3 protein-coding genes and 1 pseudogene are annotated in these 20,779 nt (G+C 60.7%); 3 read left to right on the top strand and 1 reads right to left on the bottom strand.

The genetic code is table 11. The features are described 5' to 3' along the window. The first annotated feature begins 15 nt into the window (after nt 1-15). The 3 genes and pseudogenes from H3V53_RS12085 to H3V53_RS12075 all read left to right on the top strand — a co-directional run. The gene (locus H3V53_RS12085) at nt 16-6,300 is read left to right on the top strand and encodes an AAA domain-containing protein (protein ID WP_419539478.1); all 6,285 of its coding nucleotides are present in this window, start codon (nt 16-18) and stop codon (nt 6,298-6,300) included. Continuing rightward, entirely contained in the window at nt 6,297-7,646 is a 1,350-nt protein-coding gene (locus tag H3V53_RS12080) for a hypothetical protein (protein ID WP_336598097.1), read from the top strand. The genes H3V53_RS12085 and H3V53_RS12080 overlap by 4 nt, the downstream gene beginning before the upstream one ends. A gap of 74 nt (nt 7,647-7,720) precedes the next feature. Further along, nucleotides 7,721-7,888, top strand: a pseudogene (locus H3V53_RS12075) (transposase); the annotation flags it as partial. Between the two features lie 1,041 nt (nt 7,889-8,929). On the opposite strand, the gene H3V53_RS12070 reads toward H3V53_RS12075, so the two are convergent. Then, entirely contained in the window at nt 8,930-20,698 is an 11,769-nt protein-coding gene (locus H3V53_RS12070; RefSeq protein WP_336598096.1) for a two-partner secretion domain-containing protein, read from the bottom strand. Nucleotides 20,699-20,779 lie beyond the last annotated feature (81 nt).

Below are 20,779 nucleotides of genomic sequence, written 5' to 3'. Positions count from 1 at the left end.
CAGGAAATGTCAGCGATGATGCGTTTTTGCCCGAATTGCAAGACTGAACGGTCTGTGCAGGAGTGGTATTGCGAAGGAACCGTTTCCGAAGCACCCTGCCAGTGGGATTTGTCCGCACTGCCGATACGCGAGACTGGCTGGAGACCGGCGGAGGTCGTCACCTCAGAAGCGACGCAACGCCTGGCGGGCGACACTGAGCCCCCTGCCTCGGGCACATCACTGCTTTGCACGAATGGTCACCCAATGAATGAGGGAGACCTGATGTGCCTGACCTGTGGCGCCGACCCTGCCGGTACGTCCGCACCCAACCGTGAAGTCCGTGACCTAGAGGCAGAACCCCGTCCTCCCGAAGAAACGCAGATCGACGGCTGGCGCCTCCTGCGACAGATTTCAAGTAGCGACAGCACGCGTGAGCGCTACATCGCACAACACCGGGACGACAACTGGCAAGCGGTGCTGACCTTGTATCGCGACGGTGCCGAACCCGATCCGTCTGTTTACGAAGTCGTACGACGACTTCCTCGGGAGCATGTCCCGGAAATTATCACGACAGGTCGCTGGAATGGCCGCGCATATGAGGTAGCCGAGGAGCTTAGCGGCGGAACGCTTGCCGATATTGGCATTGCCCTGCTCGATATGCCAGCCATCCGTCATGTCGTCGATGAGCTGGGCCAGGCACTTCACTCATTTTCAGAGGCGGGTCTGCGTCATCGGGATCTCCGGCCGGGTACTCTGCTCGTACGGAGCAGGGATCCGATCGACCTTGTCATTAGCGGTTTCGGGTCGGCACGACTTTCCGACTTCGACCTCGACATCGTTTCGCCACTTGAAACAACACGCTACATGGCTCCCGAAGCCATCGCCGGTGGTGTAGCGGCCGCGTCTGACTGGTGGAGTCTCGGGATGATCCTGCTCGAGCAATTGACCCAAGGAGCATGCTTTGAGGGAGTCAACCCACACGCGTTCCTGATTCATGTGCTGGCGAATGGCGTCACCTTGCCGGATGACCTTGATCCGTCTCTGCACCTCCTGCTACGCGGACTGCTTGCCCGCGACCGGCATCAAAGATGGCAATGGCCTCAGGTCAAGGCCTGGCTTGAGGGGAAAGAAGTCGATGCTCCTGCGGCAAACACAGCAGAAGCCGACAGCGAGGAAGGTGCAAGTATCACGCTCGGAACGAAGCGCTACCACCGACCAACGGTGTTTGCGCTGGCTGCCGCCGAATGCGACAACTGGCCCGAAGCGCTCGATCGTCTGCAGCGCGGCGTGCTCGTTACATGGGCAGAAACCGCTGGACTTTCGCCGAAGGTTCTGGCGGGCCTGCGGCAGGTCATGCAGTTAGACGGAATCGACGACGACTCACGACTCATGATCGCGCTCAAGCTTCTAAATCCCGAGATGCCGCTGATCCTGCGTGGCGACATCGTTACCCCGGGTTGGCTGCTGAAAAATCCGCTCGAAGGGTATGACCTGATCACCGGGCCCATTCCGGCTTTTCTCGAACGTCTTGAGACTGAGACATGGCTTTCACGCCTGAGGCTTCGCGCCGAGCAAGTCCGCAATCGCGCGCACGGCCATAACATTGAACTCGACGAAGACACCGTACGCATTCACCTCCTTTCGACGTCGCGGGCGCGGCTCGCAGCCATCTGGGAGGAGCGTCGCCTTCTCCTGCCGGATTCGGATCATCCGGGATTGCTGTCCCTGTCTGAGCGACGTGTCATTAGTGAGGAGGACCTCATTGTCCTTCTTGGGGCGTCAATCAGCCAATTCCGTTCAGTTGACGCGATCCTCGAGCAGGCCACCCAGATCGCAGCAAAGGAAGAGATTCTGGCGTTCGACGCTGAGACAGCGCGCGTCGACCTGGCGTTGCCGCGACAAGAACTCTTCCGGAAGGTGAATGATCGCATCGCCGGTTTTGCGAGGACGGGAAAGAGGACGGTCGATGACTGGGCCGAACAGTTCCGCCTGGAGCGCCGGCTAGCGCTTCACGAAGCAATCGTGCTGTTGGCCGTACCGGCCGAACAATGGCTTGAGCCCCAAAAGCAGCAGTACGTCTCGCAAATTCTCGACTTCTTCGAGAAAAAGGTCTCAACAGCCGTCATGCGTGGCCCTCTTGTACGGATGACCATTGGCAAGACCACCGGCCGGGTCGACATTCACGAACTGAATAGCGACAGACACGCCAGCTCAGCTGTTCTCGAACATCTGATTCAGCGAAACGCACAGACCGTCGCGATTGATCCGGCTATTTTTGGTGCAACGACCACGCTGGAAAACCGCCTCGCCACGTTGTATCGACAAACGTCCTTGTATAAGCGCGACACTGGCATCGACGGCCTCTACCTGGGCTTCCCATTCCTTCTTAACAAAGACACGCGTAGCAACACAAAGCCACGCATCGCCCCGGTCCTCCTGTGGCCAGTCAAGCTGCTCATGGAGTTGGGCGCACGAGGTCAGGTAGCGCTCGCCTTCGACAGCGAGCGTGAAGAAGTTCGACTCAACCCGGCACTGGAAGGACTGCTTGGCCGTGAGGCCACCAAGGCCTGGAGAGCAGCCGCCGATGAAGTGCTCGGCCGTTCTGCCCTGAAGGTCGCCGACGTCATGGACGCGTTTGGCATGCTCGCGACAGCTGAGCGCCGGCAGATTACTGGCCTCCCCTTGTCGAGCGTTGCTGTCCGCGCTGGCGAGCCTCAGTTGGCCTGTTCGGCTGTCCTCTTTCATGTCACGTTCATGGGTCAGGCGATCGGGGAGGATCTACGACAGCTGAAGTCGCTATCTCCGTCTGGTACCGCGCTGGAAAACATGTTGCGGCTGAAGGAAAAGAGCGCCACAGAGCCGGTGTCAGGGGGCGATACAGAGATCGACCGATTCCTGACCGTCGCCAGCGATCCGTCGCAGGAATCCGCCGTAATGCAGGCGCGGCAAAATCCCGGCCTACTGGTCGAAGGCCCACCGGGAACCGGCAAGAGCCAGACTATCGTCAACATGGTCGCGGACGCCATCGGGCGCGGCAAAAGCCTCCTGATCGTCTGCCAGAAACACGCCGCGCTCGAGGTTGTACATAAGCGCCTGGTGGCCGAAGGCCTCGGAGATCGGATCATTATGGTCAACGATGTCAACAAGGACCGGGAGCCAACGATCCGAGCAGTACGCGAACAGCTCGAGGCGATTCACAAGGGTTCGGCCTTCGACAATGGCTGGATCCGGCAGCGAGAGCGCATGGCCGCACGCATAGAAGCGCTCGAGGGCGAACTGGATCGCCATCACCAAGCCATCCACGCAGTTGATGAATCTACGGGACTTAGTTACCGCATTCTTCTTGGCGAGCTGATACGGCTTGAATCCGGTGATGCACCGATCGACGCGCCGCAGTTGCGATCGAGGTTATCCACGATGGACATCTCGACGCTGACAACGCTGGAAGAACAGATCGCACCGCTCGCGAGATACTGGTTGCCCGCCCGGTTCGAGGGCAGCGCACTGGCGCAACTGAAGCCGTTCGCCACAGACCCGGCAACGATCAACGAATTCAAGTCGATCTTCGCCGCCTTCTGCGAGGCGGAACAGCTTCGAATTGATACGCTTGCAGCATATCCCGCACGCTTCGATATCGACGACCCGGCGCCGTATCGTGCATGGCTCGACGCCAATGCACGCCGCCTTTTCGATCTGGACGACGTGCAACGCAAACGACTCGCTCAATGGCTGCCGCTGTTTCGCCCTTCGGACAAGTTCGACTCGCAGGGGCATACCCACTACGCAACGCTTAAGCGATTGCACGGTGAGCTCGTCCGGACAGACAGCGCTGCTTTTGATACAGCGCTCTCTCCTGCTCTTGCGCGTCTGCCCGCCTCGGAACTCGCATACATCGAAGCCCGTGCCGCCTTGGCAACGCGTCCGCCGACCTTTTTCAGCCGACTCAACCCCGCGTCCTATGCTCGACGCCGAGGGCTCTTGAAGTTTGCGGCGGCGCACGGCGCCCCCGCGTCGAGCGAGACGTTGGATCGTCTGCTCGGAGCTGCCAGACTTGAGCTGGCATGGCGACCGCTGCGAGACGGCCTGAACGCGACCAGCCAATCATTGCATCTCGAGGTAGTTGCTCCTGAGTGTGGTCCAACGCTATCCGATGAATGTCTGACCCGGCTGCGACAGCTTGAGGAAATCCGCGAGCTTGCCCAGCACCTTGCGATCGCCCCGCGCGGCGACGAGTTCGATTCAGCTGTCATGACAGGCGACCGTGCACCCGTCGAACAACTCCTGGATGGCTTTGAGACGGCGTTTGTACGTCACAACGCACGCGAGCACAGCATACAGTCTCTCTCGCTGCTGGCGGACTGGTTTTCCGCCGAACTGTTCGAAGCCTGCAACAAGGCGATTACGCAGAACATCAGCTACCAGGCTCCGCTTAACCGGCTCCATGACAGTCTGCCTACGTTGGGTGCGTACCAGCAATTTCGAACCCGTGCGAGACATCTGGGCGAACCCGCTCTCGAGATTTTTGCGGTAATGCGCACGCACGAGGCGTCTCTGGCGCAATTGCGCCCCGAAGATCTGGATCGGGAGGTTCGCCGATTGATCAACCGCGAAGCCCGTCTGGGCTGGAAGCGCAGGATGGAACAGGAAAATCCGGAGCTTCTCCTCGACCAGAGCGAAACAGCAGCGAAGGTTGAGGCCCTTGCAACGGCTGACGGGCAGATGCGCCGCCTGAACCGGGACGTGCTTCGCGAAGGCATTGACCGGAGCAAACTGCGGTCAGCCCGGGACTGGGAGGATGTCACCCGCCTGACAGGCCGCCGCTCGCGCCGATTGCGCGAGTTCATTGAGCTCGGGACCGGCCTCGGACTAATGACCCTTCGCCCCGTCTGGCTCATGAATCCGGACGTCGCGAGTCGCGTATTGCCGTTGAAGTCAAACCTGTTCGACACAGTCGTCTACGACGAGGCGTCCCAGATGCCAGTCGAATTCGCGTTGCCCACCCTCTTTCGCGGCGGTGTCTCAGTTGTCAGCGGCGACGAGAAGCAGATGCCCCCTACGACCTTCTTCTCTAGCCGGACAGAAAGCGACGAAGCGGAACTCTACGACGGAGAGCAACCTGACGAGGATGCCACGGAAGAGGAGCGGGAGACTTTCGAGGACACCTGGAATCGGCGTGAAATCAAGGATTGCCCCGATCTGCTGCAACTGGCTCGAACGGCCCTACCGACGTCTACGCTCCAGATTCACTATCGCTCTGCGTATCGAGAACTGATTGGGTACTCGAACGCTGCGTTTTACGAGAATAACCTGAGCATCCCAGTCCGGCATCCGGATGAGACCGTTCGACAGGTGAAGCCAGTCGAACTCATTCAGGTGAACGGCCTGTACGAGCAACAAACCAATGAGGCTGAAGCAGACCGCGTTGTCGCGTATCTCTCCGAACTCTGGCGTCAGCCGTTCGCCGAACGGCCTTCCGTCGGTGTTGTCACCTTCAATCGCAAACAGGCAGATCTGATCGAGGAGAAGCTGGAGTTGCGCGCGGAAGACGACGAGGAATTCCGCAATGCCTATCGTGAGGAAAGCGACCGCGTCGAAAGCGGTGAAGACATGGCAGTCTTCGTCAAGAACGTCGAGAACGTTCAGGGCGATGAACGTGATGTCATCGTCTTTTCGACCACCTTCGGACGAAATGGCCAAGGCACCTTCCGGCGTAATTTTGGAGTGCTGGGACAGAAAGGTGGCGAGCGACGTTTGAACGTCGCGGTTACCCGTGCTCGACAAAAGGTAGTGCTCGTCACTTCAATGCCAATACGCGATATCTCGGACATGCTCAACACGCATCGCAAGCCGGCGATTCCCCGGGACTACCTCCAGGGTTATATGGAGTACGCGCGTGCGATGTCGAACGGCGAACTTCCAAGTGGACGGGCGCTACTGGCCCGGATGACCAGCGAGCGCGCACAAAATCGATTCGAAGATCGTCCGGTCGCCGATGGTTTCGCGGACGATGTTCTGAGCTTCATTCGTTCGTGCGGCTTCAACCCGGTGCCGGCACAGGAAGGTGACGCCTTTGGGATGGACTTCGCCGTTGCCGACCTCGAAACTGGGCTGTATGCGATTGGTATCGAATGCGATGCTCCTCGGCACCCGCTCTTGCAACGCGCACGTGCACGGGAAATCTGGCGCCCGTCTGTATTGCGACGCGCGATTCCGCGTCTGCACCGCGTCTCTTCTCAAGCCTGGTACCACAACAACGAAGAAGAGCGCGCACGCCTCAGGTCTGCCATTGAAGCAGCGCTGCAAACGGAGGTGATGGCATGAGTGGTCCGAAAGTCGTTCGCATCGTGACGCGCGAAGAGATCCTCGCCATTTGCGAAGGGTATCTCCGCCGACTGGAACAGGCAATCAATCAGTGGATCGCCGAAGGAAAAAGGAATGATGAGCTGTCTGATCAGGAAATAGCTGCGACCCGTGAACGACAACGCCAGCTTGTTGAACTCCTTAAAGCGGACGCGTTCATGGATTTGCAGAAAAGGGTCCCCGATGAGATCGCGTTTTTAAGGGCTGACGCGCTTCGCCGCGAACAGCATGCCATTGAGAAGGCCGCGTCGGCACGTAAGCGTGCACGTCAGGGACGCGAAAATGCGACGACGCTCCTGAGCGCTTTGGCAGCACGCGGGAAGCAACTTCCAACCGACCTCAAGATGCAACTCGAGTCTGTCGCAAAAGGCGAAGCTTCTGACCGGATTGAGTCAATCCTTGCTCGAGGGTTCGCACTCCTTGCGCCGACTGACAGGCCCGGCTTGACCGACGCGCAACGTGAGCTCGCAGCCAAGCTGTCGAGTTCCGTTGAAACGCAAACCTTCGATGCCTGGAAAGCCGCTCAAAAGTCGACCTCCCCCGTCGACGGCATGCTCGAGCGAGTTGACGCCAAGATTGCCGAAGCCCAAACGCTTGTTGGTCAGGTACAAACGGCCATGTATCTTTCGCGCTTGCACGCTGCAGAGGTCGAATCTAGCGACGTGCGTCGCAAGCTCCTTCTCGATAGTTTGATCATCGATCTGGCGGGAAACATCGAGTCGGAGCGGACAAGACGAGCAGCATTGCATCATCTGGCCGAGCTGGCGGCACAAATGCCGCCCATCGTTTCCGAAGACGCGAAAGCTTTTCAACAACGAGTTGCAGCATGCAACGAAGCAACCGACGGCGAGACAATTGAGGCACTCGTGGGAGATTGTCAATCTTTCCTCGACCAGGATATGCAAAAGAAGGCCGCCCAATCGAGACGGGAAGTCATCCTTCACGGGCTCGCACGCCTCGGCTACGAAGTGCACGAGGGTATGGCCACTGCATGGGCCACGGACGGGCGCGTCGTTCTTCGTAAGCCGTCGTTACCGGGATATGGAGTCGAGGTAGGTGGTCAGGCCGAATCAAGCCGGCTGCAGGTTCGCGCCGTTGCGCTCACGAATGACCGTGATAGCAGTCGCGACAAGGACGTTGAGACGCTCTGGTGCGGAGAGTTTTCGAAGCTCCAGCAGCTGGTTGCCGAGCAAGGCAACAACCTTCTCATTGAACGCGCCATGGCAATCGGTCAAGTCCCACTCAAAGTTGTCGGTGATACCGAACAGACGCCGATGGATAACGCGAAGAAACACACTTTGAACTAGGCAAGATTCATTGACGGTCTTTTTTGATGCCGGCTGTGAGAAAGTCTGTCCGCGTTTCTGGCTTGCTTAGTTTGGTAATCCCCCGACGATGGGTGGTCGAGCGCAGCTTTGGCTGGCTTAACCGCTTTCGCCGCCTCGCGCGGGACTATGAGGGATTACCTGAAACTCTTGCAGTGCTTCATTTCGTGGTCTTCGCCATGCTCATGCTCGTGCATGCAGTGCCAGTACTTCAAAGTTCATAACACGGTCTAAGATTTTCTCTGACCGCTCGAGCTGGCTGGTCATAAATTCCTTCCTCGTCATATAGTGGACACACGATTCATCGCACGGGGTGATCCCCACCGCGCCTAAAACAGCATAAAAATCTCAACGAAAAGTCCGAGCAATACCTACAGGGTCGCCTACGCCTAAACGGCAGTCGAGAGAGGGCGTTGGCGCTGAAAAGCCCGGGCCATTCAGAAACGAGCTCTGCTAAGCTCCGGATCGCCTTGTTCGCCGGTGGCAGGTCATCATTGCCTGGAAATGCTGTGGTGACTCGATTCTTTCCATGCAATATACAACATAGAAATCGGTGCCACCGCTTGTGATCGCTTGAATTCCAGTCTGCTGCGCTGTGCTCCACGCATCGTTGACCGTTGAAACGGGTTACTGTGGAAGACACTTTGTCAAGCGAGCCGTACGTCTTCGTCTCTATTTCACTAGAGCCTTGCGAACGTATTTCGCCAACCCTAACAAATATGACAGGACATCTGCCATGCGATCTTCCCTACATACCCGACCACAGCGGATTCGATTAGCGCGATCTGCTCAGCGCTTTCACGTTTGAAGCGGAAGGACGTACACGGCGGGAGCCGCGAATTATCTTCTCGATAAATTTCACCAGACTTTAAGAGAACTTCAACTTCTCTCGCCTGAAATTTTCTCCATTCAAGTTCAGTTACCTCTTCGATAATGCGGCATAGTTCATCACCACTTGCGAGCAGTGAAGTTGTCACGTACCACCGTTTATTTGGCAAACCCTCGATCTCGCTATTTTCTAAAAGTTGCTTGAATCAAGAACGACGTGAATTACTTCGTCGTTCCTCTTACTGCATCGATAGCTTCGAGCCAATCATGCCATTGAGCTGGGTCGTTAGTGCTTCCGTCCGACCACAGGGTCTGAGATAGTCCGCTCAACAAGGCCGCAAGATCCTCGCTTTGCGATCCACCTCTCTCGTAATAGTGATCTAAGAAAATGAGCATCGCGCGAAATGCCTCTTCAACAGTCAGCATACCCTTCATCTTCATTTACCAGGTTTTGTGAGTGATGCCAGCCCTGTTTGCGGGTTGAACGCTTTCGGTGTCAAGTTGATGCCACCGTAACTAACCTTACCGTTACGAATCCCCACCCAAGTCTGGCTACCGTCCGAATTTAGCTTCGCAGCCCACGTTGTACCGTACTTGTCCGTCCCCAAGATTGCCGAAGGGTCGTTGGCAACGGCCTCAAGGAGCTGGCGATTCGCCGGCGTATCATTTATATGGCCTTCGGAATCACGAAATATATGTCCCGCCCTCGAATCGTCGATACCAATGCTTCCACTGTCTGCCGTCGAATTGCTGCCCTTGCCAGTGACGGCACCTCCGTCGCCGCCATTGTCTCCGCTATTCCCGCTCGAATATGTCGCGTTGCCTGGCGAATATCCAGACGGTGCTCCGCCGCCACCCGGAATAATAGTCGGCGCGCACGCCGGCCCGGGAACCGGACAAGGAACAACTATCGGTGTCACGGGCGACATTCCAGTGTTTGGAGTATTGTTGTCGTTGCGATCTGTGAGGTCAAGCTTATCTGCAGGCGCCGGCGGGTTTTGGCCACCATAATTTGCCTGAATTTTCGCAAGCACCCCGGCCATTGTCACCTGCAATCCACTTCCAACGTTTTGCGTCAAGGGGTTGCCTGGCAGCCAAGGCGCGAGTGAGTAAATTCCAGCGGCAAGCGAGCTTCCTAATCCACCGTTGGTCGCAGCCGCTTTCGTGTGCGAAGGGTCACCACCGTCGTTATTGAGCGCCTCATTCTGTCCAGCAATCGCCCCTCCCATCGCATTTTGACCGGCCAGTCCTGCGAGTCCGCCCCCGGCCAAGGTGCCGAACGCAGCCAATACCGCCAGTTGCCCTGAATCGAGCGCGGCACCGTTCGGATCAATCGCTTTGATAAAGTCGGGACTCAGAGCAGCGCTAGCAGCCCCACCAAGCGCACCGCCACCACAGCCCGTGCCAAGCGCCGCTGAGCTTGCACACCCCAATGCCGCGTGCGCAGCAATGTAAGCCAACTCCCCGGACGTGCCAGTCCCGAAGAAATTCGCGTTATTCAGATCACCAATCGCGTATGCACCTGCTGCGGACAAGTCACTTACTGCGCTGCTTTGCAAATTGCTGAGGAAGCTACCACCTTCAATCGCGGTTTCGACACCCGCATTGATCGTAGCCGTCGCCCCCAGTGCTGCAAGTTGCCCAGGCAGATTGGTAGCTGCGACGGATCCCGCTTGCGTGACTTGGCCTAGTGAATTACCGATATTGCTGATGCCTGCCAGTTGACCCAGGGTACTCACGCCCTCCGGTAGCGAGTTCAGGCTTTGGCCCAAGTCATTGAGCCCGAACTCACCAGTCGCGCTGTTGTAGGTGATGCCATTCGTGATACCGGCAGTGAGCGCGCCGACGGCCCCCGCCTCCAGGATCGAACCAAAATTCAAACCTTGGCCCGAGGCCAATTGGCTTGCAGCACTTCCCGCCATGGCAGACAGGGCGCCGACAACCATTGATTCGCCAAGCGTCATGCTAGCCAGTGCGACGCCCATTGCCGCAGCGGCGGCACCGGCCGTCACAATCGACGCAGCAATCGCAATCGCCGCGACCACAAAGGTCGGTAGCCCTCCACCATCTTTCACGAAGTCGGTATGGATGTTGTCGCTAACCGTGGTCTGCGTGAAATTCGTGCCGAGTTGCACCTGCAACTGCGCGAGCAGCGCCTGCGTGCCGGCCTGGTCTACCGTGCCGTCTGCATTGAGCTGCTGCAGCGCGCCGCCGATCTGGTTGAGCGTCTGGACGTTCAGATCCATGTTCGCCGCGCTCATGAAGCCGCCCGGCTGGACCGTCGTCCCCGTTTCGTCGATGTATCCGCCCTTGACCTTGCTCCAGATCTGGCCAATGTCGACCTGGTTCGCCTGGTTGGTCAGCGTGTTCGTATTAACCGTCAGGGTGTCGGAAGCGGTGATGCTTCCGGTGTTCAGGATGCTGCCGTTACCGTCCTGGTTGAAAGTGAGCGTGACATTCGTGCCCCGGATGTTGCCGCCCGCCGACATCGCGCTCGTATCGCTCGGCAGATACACCTGCGGCATCAGCGCGGTGATGGTCGGGCAGGTCACGTGGCCCACAGCCGTGCAAGACGGATCAGGCACGGTCTGTTCGACGTACCACAGCATCGGCTTGTCGAGCTCGCTGACCTGCGTCTGCGTCAGTGCATCGCCCAGTTGCAGGTTGTTCGCCTTCGCGTAATCGAGCGCGTTCTGATACAGGTAAGCCTTCTCCTGTTCCGTCACCGATGTGCCCGTCTTGCTGTCGTAGCTCAGACCATCGATGAAGCTGGCCTTGCCCGTCTGCTGCAGCGCTGCCTGCTGCAACATCAGGTCTTCTTCCTGCGGGTTGTAATAGAACAACGTCGAACCGGGCTGCAGGTTTGCAGGCAAATTGTCGAGCAGCGCCTGTGGACTGAGACTGCCCACCGCCGACGCGCCCAGTGACTGGTCGACGTATGACGCGTGGCCGGCCACCGGCGTCGGAATAGCGGCACCAACCTGACGCGGCGTCGACAGATTCAGACCCGGCAGGTTCACCGGGCTCAGCGAAATCACCTGCGACGGTGCATTCACGCGCGGTGTATAGGTGTTCGCGCTCGTGATGCCGTTGATGAGCTTCTGGCCGGTCAACGTCACCGACGTGCCGATGACATTGCCGACGTTCTGGATCACGCCGTTCGACGTGATGGACAGGTTGGGTGCTTCGATCGTCGCAGCGATATTGCCGACCGGCGTCGGCGGATCAATCGTGCCCCCCGTCTTCGTGTAGGCACTGCCGTACAGCGCCGTGCACTCTTCTGGGCTACCGCACGCCCAGATATCGTGGCGCTTGTCCGAGCTGAACATACCGGTTTCCTGCACCCAGTGCGAGTGCCAGTAGGCGTTCAGCGTCTGCGCTTCATTAACAACCGGACCCGCAACCGAAATCGTCGCGCTGTTGCCTGCCGCAATCAGGCTGCCGATGTTAGTCAGGCTGCCAGCATTGACCTGCAGGTTGTTACCTGCACTGATGACTGAGGAGCTGCCTGACTGCTGGTCAACATAACCTTCGCAATAACTTTCCTTATATCCGCCAGCCGTCATACAGCCCGAATACTGTTCCTTGAAACCGTAGTTCTCGTGAACCGGCACTGGCGGGGGCAGATTGTTGGTAATTGCGCCCGATACATTGAGCGTGATGTTATTGCCCGCAATGATGTTGCCCGAGGTGTTGTTCAGGCTTTGAGCGGGTGTCGTCGAAGTCGCAGTCGTGCCGACGCCACCAATCACAATGTCGTGGCCAGCGAGCAGGTTTCCGAACGTGTTATTGATCTGTCCAGCGGCAATCACCAAATCATTGCCAGCATAGATCGTTGCGTCGTTCTGACTGTAGCCAAAGGTCGTCGTGGTCGGATTCGAGCCGCGCGTCCATCCGCCTGATCCGCATGCGGCACTGGGCACGCCCGATGCGCAGCCAACCTGCGTCGAAAAGTTTTGCTGGTTGCCGCCCTGGTTGGTCAGGGAGGCGGCATTCACGAAGATGTTATTGCCCGCGAACAGCAAACCTTCGTTCGTCAACGCGCCACCGCTTACCGTCATGTTGACGCCGGCCGCAATCATACCCGTCGGGAACGCCGTCGTCGTGTAGCCCGTAGCCGTCGGCGCCGCACCAGGTGCAATGCTAAATTCGCTGGGCGGCAGATTCGACGCGTCTGCCGAGCCGTAGACCGCGATGGTGCCGAGCGAGGCGAGTTGCGCAAACAGTGCTGAGTACTGCGATTGGTCAATCGTCCGGGTCGACTGGTCCAATGACGCGGGTGCAACCGCTCCGTTACCCAGCGACTGGACGTTCAGGGCGATATTGCCCTGCGCTGCAATCTGACCACCCCGGTTCGAGAGTGAGCCCGCAGTCAGCGAAATCGAGTTGCCTGCCGAGATGACACCGGAAGTGCCCGCCTGCTGCGTCACCGTCGTCTGGTAGATGGTGGGGAGTGCTAGTGTCACCGACGCAAGCGCCGTTGGGTCGGGGCCAGTCCCGACGTACCAGAGGTTCTGATAGGTCGGAACGCTGCTGTCCCCCGAAGAACTCGAGCCGACCTGAACGCTGTATTCGTTGAACGTGACAGTTCCCGAACCCGTCACAGGCTGCGAGGCGTAGGGCGCCGACGCGTTGGCCCCCGTTGCCTGAACTCCCGTCGGTGAAAGAATGTCGCCAAGGGTAGCCGCAGACGTGTCAGACACGGTCTGCGTGAAGCCATTCTCAGCTCCGTAGGTCTCGATTGACCACGTCGTCAGGGTTCCCGCGACAGCCGACCAGAGCAACGCAGGATCTGTGACGACAGACGTCGATGTTGCCGAGCCGCTGGGTGCCGTCTGGTCGTTGATTACCGCGCCGGCATTGATGTTGACGTTATTGCCCGCAAAGATGGAGCCGCCCGTATTGAGCAGCGTGCCACCCAGGTTGAAGTTGGCGTCGCCCCGCGACTGCGTCGTTGCGCCCTGGTTGTCGTAGTTGCCACCGCTGACATTGAGGACATGGCCAGCTTCCACGGTTCCACGATTCGTCGTGTTGCCGTTTAGCGTCAGCACGTCATCGGCATGCATGACCGCGCCCGCCGCATTGCTCAGGGCGCCATTGAAGGTTACGTCATTGCCCGTCAGCTGACCGAAGTTGCTGAACGTCCCGTACGTAGTCAGCGACAGCGGCGACGTGCCCGTGATCGTTCCGTAGTTGTTGATTCCATTCACTCCGACAACCGTCGCGCCCTCGCCACCAAAATTCCACGTGCCGCTATTACTGATGAACCCAGCCGTCAGCGAAAGCTGCCCGCCATAACTGATCGTGCCCTGCGATGGATCGATCGTCGCATTGACGGCGCTCACACCCATATTCCGCTGCGCAAGCAGCTGTCCGCCAACGTTATAAAACGCGCCGCCGCCTCCATTAATCGTCAGAGACACATCGCCCGTCACCGGCCCACCCGGCGTATTCGGATTGCCCGCAAAAATCAGTCCGTTCTGGTTATTCAGGGTCCCCGTATTGATGTTCAGGCTGTTGACGGCCATCAACGAGCCGCCGACGTTGTCCAGCGCGCCCGCCACATTGATGTTCGTGGTCGCGCCATTCGCCAGCCCGGCATTCGTGAAGTTCGTCGCTGTGATATTCGTCGTGCCCGTCGATGCGAGCGAACCCGTCGCAGCGTTCGTCAGGTTCGGCGCGGTCACGGTCAGCGTGCCACCCGACAGCACGTTGCTCGCGTTATAGAAGGCGTTCTGCGACACGATCGTCGCCGCGCCGACCACATCGAGCTGGCTTCCCACCAGCGAGAGCTGGTTCGACGCGCGTGCATCGAGCGTCCCGCCGACGATCGCGTTGCCAAGCGTCACGTTCGCGCCCGCGACCTGCAGGTTCTTCGAAGAAACGATCGAAGACTGTCCCGCGTCGACGGTGCCCGACGCATTGATCGAGATATCCTTCGATCCGCTCGCCGTCCCGCTCATCGTGACGTTTGCGCCAGACAGCGCCAGTTCGCCCGCGACGACGCTGTTACCGGAGAGCGTCAAGGTCTGTCCGGCATGCAGGTTCGCATCGCCATTCGACGACACGCCGCCAACCGTGACATTGCCATTCGTGCCCGTCACATTGACGGCACCCATCGACGAGATGCCGCCCGTTGCCGATGCACTATTGGCGGCGTTGATCGTTGCGTTGCCGCCCGTTTGCACCTGTCCATTAAAAGCGACACTGCCGGCATGCGACGTCGCGACGATGTCGCCTACGGCCGTCGCCGCGCCGAACGACATATCGCCGTTCGAGGTCGCCGTGAACTTGCCCGCGCCCTGGACTTCGCCGAGCGCGACACCGCCGCCCGCTTTGACCGTGATGTCCTTGCCGAAGGTCAGTGCGCCACCGCCGTTGATCGAGCCACCGGCATTGATGTTCGCAACACCGAGTCCCAACAGGTTGCCGCCGAGCGTCATCGCGCCGCCCGACGTGACATTCGTATCGCCGTTGACCAGTCCGCCGGACAGCAGCGCCAGATTGCCGGCTGCGCTCGCCGTGAAGTTGCCCTGCGTGGTCAGGCCACCGCCAACTCCAAGGTTGCCACTCGTGGCAGTCAACCCGATGTCGGCGTTCGAACCTGCCGAACCGCCAATCAGCACATCTCTGCCGCCGCTGATCGTGAGCTTGTCGGTACTGGAGACGGAACCGCCGATAACAGCATCGCGTGCGGCATTCACGGTGACCGTCGCGCCAGACGCCACGTCATTCGTGACGTAAACATCGCCTGCACCGTTATGCCCTTGCGCCTGCAACTGCAGCGTACCGCCCGCCTGCGCCGAGCCCAGCGACATATCGTTGCCAGCCGTCACAGCGAGGCTGCCATTCGTGCCGACCACACCTGTCACGTTGACGCTGCCGCCTGCGTTCGCGATCGCCTGCTGGCCGAAAGCGACCGAACCTGCGTTGATGTTTCCGCCTGCTGTCAGCGTGCCCGTGTTCTGCGCGCCGATGCCGCCCGCTAACGTCATGTCGCCGCCGGACGTCAGATGCGCGTCTCCGCCAACTGTCGTCGTGCCGGAGAAGCTCAGCGCCTGCGCGGTGTTCGCGTTGAACTGGCCTTGCGTCGTGACGTTGGCCGCCGAGCCATTCCCGTTCGTCGCCGTGAGCGTGAGGTCTCCCGCCGAATTCACCTCACCCAGCGCGAAGTTGCGGGCCGCGTTGACGGTTGTCGTGCCTCCCGTATTGATCGCACCGGCCGCCGTGACGTCGCGTGATGCGGCGAGAAGCATCGCGCCCAAAGCGGTTGCGCTGCCACCAAACGTGACATCGCCGCCGCCCGCGTTGCCGTTGGCCGTCACGCTCAGGTTGCCCGTCACCGCCTGCACGCTGCCGACGCCAGCATTGTTGGCGCCCGTCACCGACACGGTCGAGCCCTGCAGCGCGCCCGTCAGCGCAAGATCATGCGAAGCCGTCAGCGTCGCGGCCTGCGCGAATGCCGCCGAACCCGCACCGTTGATGTCGTGGCCCGCATTGAGCACGCCGTCCATCTGTCCCGCGACGGCGCCCGTCAATGCAATATCGCGCCCCGCCTGCACGTTGATCTGTTTCGCGGCCGCGATCTGCCCGCCAAGCTGCGTATCGAGCGCCGATGCGACATTGAACGCGCCCGCTGTCGCCGCCGTTCCCGTGAACGATGCGCTGCCGGTTACCGCCGACGCATTGAGGTCATTCGTCGATTCGACGCTGCCCGTCACCGTGACGTTGCGTTGGCCTGTCAGCGTCAACGCGTCGCCGCTTGCGAGCGCGCCGCTCACCAGCGCATCGCGGGCTCCCGTCAGATGGATCGCGCCCGGCGCCGTCGCCGTGCCCGTGATCGCGGCGTCGCCTGCACCTGCGTTGCCATTGGCCGTGACATCGAGCGTTGTCGCCGATATCACGTCATGCAGCGCGGCGTTGTTACCGCCCGTTGCCGTGACGACATTCGCCTGCACGCCGCCCGTCAGCGCGATATCGTGCTGTGCGGTGTAGCTCGCCGTCTCCGTGATTTTCTGCGTGCCGCCGCCTGTGATATCGCGCGCCGCCGTGACCGTCGCGTTCGATCCGCCGACCATCGTGCCGTTCAGCACCGCATCGCGGCCCGCCGTCAGCGTGATGTCATTGACGGCACTCGTGCTGGTGCCGAGCGACAGATCGAGCCCCGTCGTGATATCGAGCTTGCCGCCGCTGTTGATGCCGCCCGTCGCGAGCAGGCTACCTGTCTGCGCATTGAGCGTCGCGTCACCGACCGATTCGATTGCACCATCGACATGGATGTCATGCTGCGCCGTGACAGACGTCGTCGTGCCGCTGGCGATCTTGCCGGTCGACGTTACCGAGACGTCGTTGTTCGCATTGACCGTCACCGCGCCCGCTGCTGCCGCAGCGCCCGTCACCGTGACGTTGCCCGCGCCATTGGCGCTGTTCGTGCCGTTGGCGCGTACCGCGATCGTGCTCGCGGATTCGGCATTGTTGACGGTCGCATTGCCCGCCGCCGTGATATCGACCGACTGTCCCTGGACGAGCCCGCCCTGCACGATGTCGCGGCCCGCCACGAGCGTCGCCGCCCGCGTGAAGGTCAACGTACCGGCACCGCCGATATCGCGCCCCGCCGTGACGACGCCCTGTCCCTGCCCGGCGAGCATCCCGCTGACATTCACATCGCGCGCGGCGTTGAGCGTCGCATCCGAGGCAGCCGTCGTCGTGCCGCCCAGATTGATATCGGTGCCTGCAAGCGCCGTGAATGCGCCGTTGCTGTTGATGACACCCGTCGATCCGATGCTCCCTGCCGTCGCGTTCAGCAGCATGTCGCTGGACGACTGCACCGAACCGCTGACGCCGATATTCTGGCCGGCATTGAGCACGACCGTCGAACCACCGACCACGGCGCCCGTGATGTCCAGATCGTTCGTTGCATTGAGCGAGAGCGTCGATGCCGCCTGCACGTCGTGCAGCGACGCGGAGCCGCCAGCGCTGGTTTGCACCGTGCCTGCACGCAGCGAACCCGTGAGGTTCGTATCGCCGCCCGATGTCACGTTCGCGTTCAGGCCAAGCGCGATGGCTGCGCTGCTGCCAATCGCATTGCCCGCGTTGAACGCCCCGTTGCCCTGTGCAACGACAGAACCGTTCATCGTCAGGTTCTGGCCTGCCGTCACGTTGATATCGCCGAGCGACGACGTGCCCTGCGTCCCGAGATCGACCGATTGCGCGGCACGGATGTTGAGATTGCCGCCCGACTGGATGTTGGCCGTGCTCGTCAGGTTGCCCGATGCATTCGTTAGCGTGACGTCGCCATTCGACTGCACGGTGCCCGCGTTGGTCGTATCGCGGCCGCTCGTCACAGTCAACGCGTTCGCGCTTTGCAGCGTGCCGTTCGCATTCACGCTCACATCGCGTGCGGCATTGAGCGTCGCCGTCGAGAGCGACGTAACCGTGCCGCCGATCGCGATATCGCCCGCATTCGTCGTGACCTGCAACGCCGCGTTCGACACGACGTTGTTCAGCGAGATCGAGTTCGCCGCCGTGAAGTTGACTGCGTTGCCCTGAAGCGTGCCCATCACCGACAGGTTGTTGCCTGCCGTGGCCGTCACATCGCTCGCAAACCCGCTGTTGCCGCCTGCGACAATGTCATGCCCTGCCGTCAAGGCCGCTTTCGCCTGTCCGGCAAGCGACCCACCGATCGTCAGATCGTGGCCCGCATTGACGGTGACGTCGTTGACCGCGCTCGTGTCGCCCGTCAGCGAGACGTCCTGCGCCGCGTTCACCGTCAGCGCGGACGCGCCGTTGATCGTTCCCGTAGACGTCACGCTTCCTGTCGTCGCCGTCATCAGCAGATCGCCGACGGACTGCACTGTCGCCGCGTTCGCGACGTTCACATCGCGCTGCGCAGTGAGCGTGGTTTGTGCGCCGCCCGCCAGCGTGCCGTTGATCGCGACATCGCGCGCCGCCTGCACCTTCGTCGCGCCGACGCTCGCTGCATTGCCGTTGAACGTGACGTCGCCGCCGCCCGCGTTGCCGTTCGCGGTGACGGCAAACGCGCCGCCCGCCTGCACCGCTGCAAGACTGACGTTGTTCGCGCCGGTGACAGTGAGATCGTTCGCGAGCAGTTTGCCCGTCAGCGAGACATCGTGTGCGGCGTTCAGCGTGCCGCTCTGGCCGAACGCGAGCGATCCGCTGCCGGTAATATCGTTCTGCGCATCGAACGCGCCATTGTGCTGGACAATCGATACCCCCGACACATCGAGATTGCGTCCTGCCGACACCTGCGCATCGGTGCCGACCAGCAGCGAACCTGAGACCGAAGTATCGCGGCCCGAGGTCGAATTGAACGTCGTGCCGCTCGCGAGTGAGCCAGTGATGGAAAGATCGCGCCCGGCTGCTGCCGTTACCGCCTGCTGTGCCCTCGCCTGAGCCGCAACGACCGAGTCCTGGCCGGACGAGAGCGCCAGATTGCCGCCACTCGCGATGTTCGCAGTCGCGTTGATGTTGCCTTGCGTGGCTGTCACCGTCGCGTCGCTGGCTGTTTGTACCGCTGCCGCCACATTGACGTTGCGCTGCGCCGTCGCCTCCAAGGTGGCGCTGTTCGTCTGCCCGGCGACGTTGATATCGCGCGCGGCCTGCAACGTCGTCGCGCCGCTGACGACAGACGTGCCGTTGAGATTGACGTCGCCCGCGCCGTCGTGTCCAGCCGCCGATACGCTCGCCGCGCCGCCACCCTGCACATCGCCCAGCGTGACGTTCGCACCTGCCGACATCGCGATATCGCCATTCGCCTGCGTGCTCGCAAGATTGATATTGCCGCCCGCTGTCACATCGAGTTTCGCGCCGGACTGCAACGTACCCGTCGACGTCACGTCGCCGTTGGCACTGATCGAGTAACCGCCGACGCCGATATGCGCGCCCGTCATCGATACATTGCCGGCTGACTGAAGCGTCGCCTGCTTCTGCGCGGCCGTGCCTGCAACCGACACATCGCCGTTCGCGGACAGCAGCAGATCGCCCGCATTGGCGGCCAGTTGCGCATCGCTGCGCACGCCCATCCCCGCCGCCGTGCTGATCACCTGAATCTGTCCCGCTGTCATCGCGCCGAAAGCGGTGGCGTCGATGGCAAGGCCATTGTTCGCGTTACCGTTCGCGCCGTTGATGGCTGCCGCCGTATTCACGCTGTCATTCGACGACGTGCCATACGTCGTACCCGCGTCGGACACGGCATTCGGCGCAACGAACTGACGTCCGACAATCGCGTTGATACGGTTGCCCGCATACAGCGGCGCATTGACGCCGATCGTCTCGGCAATCAGATCGATGGTGCCGACGGTGCCTTCGATGCCCGCACCCGGCCCGTTCGCACCCGCATTGCCTTCGATCTGGATGTGCCCGCCCGTGACGTTGTAGCCGACGGCTGTCGCGTGACTGAAGTCTGTGGGCGTGCCGTTCAGGTCGCTGAGAAACTGCGGCGTGCCCGTCGACAGCGTCACACCGATCGTGTTCGTGAAGCCCGTGCCGCGCGTCGTAATGCCGTTCGGGTTCGCAATGACGACGGTGGCCGGTGAGCCGAACACTTCCAGCGGACCGTTGAGCAAGCTTGCGTAGGCCGCGCCCGTCGACGTCACCTGGTTGACGATGATGCTCGCCGAGCGTCCTGAAAGATTCGGATTTGCGCTAACGTTGCCGCCCGTGAGCGAGGTACCCGACATCAGGCTGTTGTTCAGAATCAGGCCGACAGGATCGATATTGAAGGTCTGATACTGGTTCAGCGAAATCCCGGCCGCGTTCGGCGCGGTGATGTTGACGACGGGCACGCCGCCATTCGCGCCTGTGCTTTGCGTGATCTTCGGCTGAAAGCTGATGGGCGCGTTCGGGTCGACGATAGGCGTCGCGAACGCCTGCTGCATCATGAAGCGCACGCGCAACCCGGCCAGGTCGCGTATCTGTCGCCATGCGTCGTCGTCCAGACGCCTGCTGCCCGCCGCGAGCACGCCTGCCGCCGACTGGCTCTGCTCGAACGTGACCGTCAAGGGCCCGACGAACAGCGTCGCGGCCACCACGGCGGATACGCCGCGTTGCCACCAGCTGTACGTTTTTCCGTTCGAGGCAACCGTCCAGATATAGCCGGACGTGTCGCGCAGGCGCGCGCGCAGTTCATCCCGAATGGTCCGGACGTGGTCAAGTTGCCGCAAGGCATCGCGCGTCGAAACTCTCATGGTGTTCTCGTTCTTCGTCTTTTCTTGTTGGTCGCAAGGCGGGCTGGCCGGTCCGCCTTACGTTGCAGCAGAGTTTTCCCC

The organism is Paraburkholderia bengalensis, assembly GCF_037126505.1.
Lineage (GTDB): Bacteria > Pseudomonadota > Gammaproteobacteria > Burkholderiales > Burkholderiaceae > Paraburkholderia > Paraburkholderia bengalensis.
Note: the sequence above shows the minus strand (reverse complement) of the source record. Positions and strands in the feature narration are given on the sequence as shown.

Bases quoted from the DNA above. Each gene is read 5' to 3' on its own strand.
- H3V53_RS12070 (WP_336598096.1), bottom strand. From the start codon at position 20,698: ATGAGAGTTTCGACGCGCGATGCCTTGCGGCAACTTGACCACGTCCGG.
- H3V53_RS12085 (WP_419539478.1), top strand. From the start codon at position 16: ATGATGCGTTTTTGCCCGAATTGCAAGACTGAACGGTCTGTGCAGGAG.
- H3V53_RS12080 (WP_336598097.1), top strand. From the start codon at position 6,297: ATGAGTGGTCCGAAAGTCGTTCGCATCGTGACGCGCGAAGAGATCCTC.